The 3,837-nt window shown below is 56.2% G+C and carries 5 protein-coding genes and 1 pseudogene; 3 read left to right on the forward strand and 3 right to left on the reverse strand.

The window, feature by feature from the left end; genetic code table 11:
• Window positions 1-195, forward strand: a pseudogene (locus tag AAC083_RS14980) (tRNA (adenosine(37)-N6)-methyltransferase TrmM); the annotation flags it as partial.
• A gap of 235 nt (window positions 196-430) precedes the next feature.
• Window positions 431-1,693: a branched-chain amino acid transport system II carrier protein gene (gene brnQ, locus AAC083_RS14985; protein ID WP_258224710.1), complete on the forward strand. Its 1,263-nt coding sequence runs from the start codon at window positions 431-433 to the stop codon at window positions 1,691-1,693.
• A gap of 71 nt (window positions 1,694-1,764) precedes the next feature.
• Here brnQ and AAC083_RS14990 read toward each other — a convergent pair whose 3' ends face one another.
• Genes AAC083_RS14990 through zur form a run of 3 tightly spaced genes read right to left on the reverse strand, consistent with a single transcriptional unit; the run spans window position 1,765 to window position 2,909 of the window.
• On the reverse strand, window positions 1,765-1,995 hold the full coding sequence (locus AAC083_RS14990) for a hypothetical protein (protein WP_108537020.1): 231 nt from the start codon (window positions 1,993-1,995) through the stop codon (window positions 1,765-1,767).
• A gap of 4 nt (window positions 1,996-1,999) precedes the next feature.
• On the reverse strand, window positions 2,000-2,461 hold the full coding sequence (locus AAC083_RS14995; protein ID WP_108537021.1) for a chemotaxis protein CheX: 462 nt from the start codon (window positions 2,459-2,461) through the stop codon (window positions 2,000-2,002).
• The gene (gene zur / locus AAC083_RS15000; RefSeq protein ID WP_084204620.1) at window positions 2,451-2,909 is read right to left on the reverse strand and encodes a zinc uptake transcriptional repressor Zur; all 459 of its coding nucleotides are present in this window, start codon (window positions 2,907-2,909) and stop codon (window positions 2,451-2,453) included. Before zur ends, AAC083_RS14995 begins: the two co-directional genes overlap by 11 nt.
• Before the next feature lie 140 nt (window positions 2,910-3,049).
• Between zur and dusA the strand changes: the two genes are divergently transcribed.
• Window positions 3,050-3,837, forward strand: a 788-nt coding sequence (gene dusA / locus AAC083_RS15005) for a tRNA dihydrouridine(20/20a) synthase DusA (RefSeq protein WP_108537022.1), incomplete at its 3' end; no start/stop codon positions are given.

Here is a 3,837-nt window from a genome sequence, read left to right on the forward strand (position 1 = left end):
GCGGATTATGATCTGTATGGTGTTTGTTATACAGCTGTTATCACCAGAGTAGGTAAAGAGGCAAATCGTGTTTTATTGCTACTTGGCAGAGGATTAAGCAGGTGTGAGCAGGGTGAGATTGTGATCCATTCTGCTGATGGAGCCTATTCCGACAGATACATCCAACTGACCCACCCCTTCTATTTGAAGATGTAAATTTCGTCTTGAACTATTTTTTCACGCCATTATGCTGACTCTCAAACGAGCGCCCGCTCCAGACCAGCTCAAACCACTGGTTGTGATGAAAAAACACGCGGGGCTCTTTTTTTTACCCCTGAACAACGCCGGTCACTGACCAATAAAAAACTATAACAAGCAATAGTTTACAAGACAGACGAGGTTGAACTTGACGAAATCACTCACATTATCCGATGTACTCGGATTGGGCTTCATGACCTTTGCCTTCTATCTGGGCGCCGGTAACATCATTTTCCCGCCGCTGGCTGGCTACATGGCAGGCGAACACCTCTCCCTGGCCATGCTGGGCTTTTTGGTGACCGCCGTGGGCCTGCCCCTCATCACCATCCTCGCCGTCGCCAAGGCGGGTAATGGCTGGGCTGGCATGACCAAGCTGCTGCCTGCCGGTATTGCTACCGCGCTTGCCGTTGCCATCTATATCATCATCGGCCCCGCCTTTGCTGCGCCCCGTACCGGTCTGGTTGCCTACGAGATGGGTATCAAGCCTTTCATCGGTGATATGGGTCAATCGGGTCTGGCAGTCTATACCGTGATCTTCTTCGGTATCGCCATGTTGGTCTCCATGAACCGGGGCAAGCTGATGGATGCCATCGGCAAGTACCTGACCCCACTGTTGATGCTGCTGCTGCTGACCCTGGCCGTGGGTGTGTTCATCGCGCCACAAGGTACAATGCCAGCTGCGTCCGGTGACTACCAGAACGGCCCCTTCGTGAAAGGGATCCTGGAAGGCTACAACACCATGGACACCCTGGCGTCCCTGATGTTTGGCGCCCTGATCGTTGATCTGCTGCGTCAGAAAGGCATCCACGACTACAAGAGCCAGTTCAAATATCTGGCCATCGCTGGCGTCATCTCAGCCATCGGTCTGTCCGTGGTCTATATCTCCCTGTTCCAGCTGGGTAACACAGCTGCCGGGGTAGCCACCGATGTCAGCAATGGCGGCGCCATCGTCAACGCCTATGTGTTGAGCCTGTTTGGCCAGCCGGGTCAGTTCATCCTGGCGGCCATCATCACTCTGGCCTGCTTCACCACAGCCGTGGGCCTCATCTCCGCCTGCTCCGACTTCTTCCATAACCTCACCGGTGTGGCTTACAAGAAGCTGGTCGTGCTGCTGGGCACCATCTGCGCCATCGTCGCCAACGTGGGCCTGAGCCAACTCATCAGCCTCTCCATTCCCGTGCTGGTTGCCATCTATCCGGTCGCCGTAGCCCTGGTGCTGGTCACCTTCCTGAAGGGTTACTTCGGTCGTCCTCGTCTGGTGTTCCGCTCCGTCTTGATGGTGGCATTCCTGTTCGGTTGCCTGGATGGTCTGGGCGCTGCCGGCATGAAGATGGATGCCTTCGCCTTCCTGCCGCTGTTTGACAAAGGGCTAGCCTGGTTGCTGCCAACCCTGCTTGCCTGTGGCCTTGGCATTGTGATGCGTTCCAATGAGAAGCTGGCTGCCGAAGCCGCCTGACCACTCTCAAACCAGTAAAAAAGGGGCCAGCATATGCTGGCCTCTTTCATTTCTCTGATTTGTCATCGATTTCAAAGCAGGGGCTCTACCGGTTTGGGCCTGCCTTCCAGGCCATACCAGTGGGTCTCAACCCGACCGGCATGCCATTGTAAGGTGCCCCAGGGACTCTCTGCCTGCCAGCGCGGAAAGCTCACCACCACCTTGTTGTCATCGTACTTGTACAGCGAGGTGTTGATCTGGATATCAGACAGAATGAGCAACAGTGCCCAGCCGATGAAGAACCACTTCAGCGCTTTCCACATAAGGTTACTCGAAGCAGATTTCGATGGTGGCCCGGCCGTAATCTGACTCGAACGGCATCATAATCTTGGTGCCATCGGCTCTATGGGTGATGGTGTGGTTGGGACCGGAGACTATGATAGGGGTCGCCATGTCGAACTCGTAACCTTTCTCTCCCAGCATGCGCTTGGCACCACCGGTAACCATGTTGGTGATCTCACCCACCATGTCGGTCACTTCTTCATTGATGGTGGCGGGGGCCTCCCCCAGCATGCGACGCATGATCTCCAACGCCAACCCCTTCTCGAAGCTGATGGAAAGCGAGCCACGGGTCTGCGGACCCACCATGCCGATGAGGCCGGAGACATCGCCTCGCGCCAGTTCATCCATCTTGCGCTTGGGCTTACCCGGCTTGAGATCCAACTGCGCCATGGTGGAGAGCACATTGAGCAGGGAAAGCAGGAACGGGTTTACAAAATCAGCCTTCATGTTGATGTCCTACGGTGGTCGTACAGCGAGCACATTGGCCATGTGCCTCTATTGTCTTATTGGTAATAGTAAAACCATGCTGATGGGCCTGCTCGGAAAACGCGCTGTCGATCGCCGTGTCATGGAGTTCGACCACCTCGCCGCATCGGTCGCAGATCAGCAGTTGCATGGGATGAGCATGGTCAAAGTGACAACAGAATATGAAGGCGTTGAGCGACTCCACCTTGTGGGCAAAGCCCTGTTCGAGCAGAAAATCGAGTGCCCGATAGACTGTAGGCGGCTTGGCGTGAGCCTCTGTTTGCTGCAGCTGGGCTAACAAATCATAGGCGCTGATGGCATTGCCGTGGGCAGCCAGCAGAGTGAACACCTGACGCCGGGTAGGGGTGAAGCGGATCCCGCGTTGTTCGCAGAGTCGTTCGGCTCGTTGTAAAAGTTGGTCTTGATTCATGATCACGCAAATACCCTTTACTTATTAGCCGGATACTATCACAGGGCCCCCGGTGGCGCGGCGACAAAATTCATTTTCTGGGGCTGCCTCACGTTGTGGTAAAATCCGCCCCCTTTGTTTAGCCAACCCGGATGATTTTTATGCAGGCGCAGCGTTTTTCCATCGCCCCCATGCTGGACTGGACCGATCGGCATTGCCGTTATTTCCACCGTCTGATGACCCGCCAGACCTTGCTCTATACCGAGATGGTGACCACGGGCGCTATCATCCATGGCAAAGGGGATTATCTGGGCTATAGCGAGCAGGAGCATCCCATCTCGCTGCAACTGGGTGGCAGCAACCCGGCGGATCTTGCCCACTGCGCCAGACTGGCACAGGAGCGCGGTTATGACGAGATCAACCTCAACGTGGGTTGCCCGTCGGATCGGGTCCAAAATGGCCGCTTTGGTGCCTGCCTGATGGGCGAACCCGCGCTGGTGGCCGACTGCGTCAAGGCGATGCGCGATGTGGTCGATATCCCGGTGACGGTCAAGACCCGCATCGGTATCGACGATCAGGACTCTTACGAATTTTTGCAGGCCTTTATCGAGCAAGTTCGCGACGCCGGTTGCGATACCTTTATCGTGCACGCCCGCAAGGCGTGGCTGAGCGGCCTGAGCCCGCGTGAGAACCGCGAGATCCCGCCGCTCGATTACCCGCGCGTCTACCGGGTCAAGCAGGATTACCCCGAGCTGACCATCGCCCTCAATGGTGGCGTCACCTCCATGGAGCAGACCCTCGAGCATCTGCAGCATGTCGATGGCGTGATGATGGGGCGCGAAGCCTATCAGAATCCCTATATCCTGACGCAGGTGGACAGCCAGCTGTTCGGCCTGACGGGCGACGTTCCTAGCCGTCATGAGGTGGTACGGATGATGCTGCCCTACAT

It is taken from the genome of Aeromonas sp. HMWF014 (assembly GCF_963878295.1).
Lineage (GTDB): Bacteria > Pseudomonadota > Gammaproteobacteria > Enterobacterales > Aeromonadaceae > Aeromonas > Aeromonas popoffii.

Excerpts from the sequence above, each read along its gene's own strand:
- AAC083_RS14995 (WP_108537021.1), bottom strand. The coding sequence starts at position 2,461 with ATGAAGGCTGATTTTGTAAACCCGTTCCTGCTTTCCCTGCTCAATGTG.
- brnQ (WP_258224710.1), top strand. The coding sequence starts at position 431 with ATGACCTTTGCCTTCTATCTGGGCGCCGGTAACATCATTTTCCCGCCG.
- AAC083_RS14990 (WP_108537020.1), bottom strand. The coding sequence starts at position 1,995 with ATGTGGAAAGCGCTGAAGTGGTTCTTCATCGGCTGGGCACTGTTGCTC.
- zur (WP_084204620.1), bottom strand. The coding sequence starts at position 2,909 with ATGAATCAAGACCAACTTTTACAACGAGCCGAACGACTCTGCGAACAA.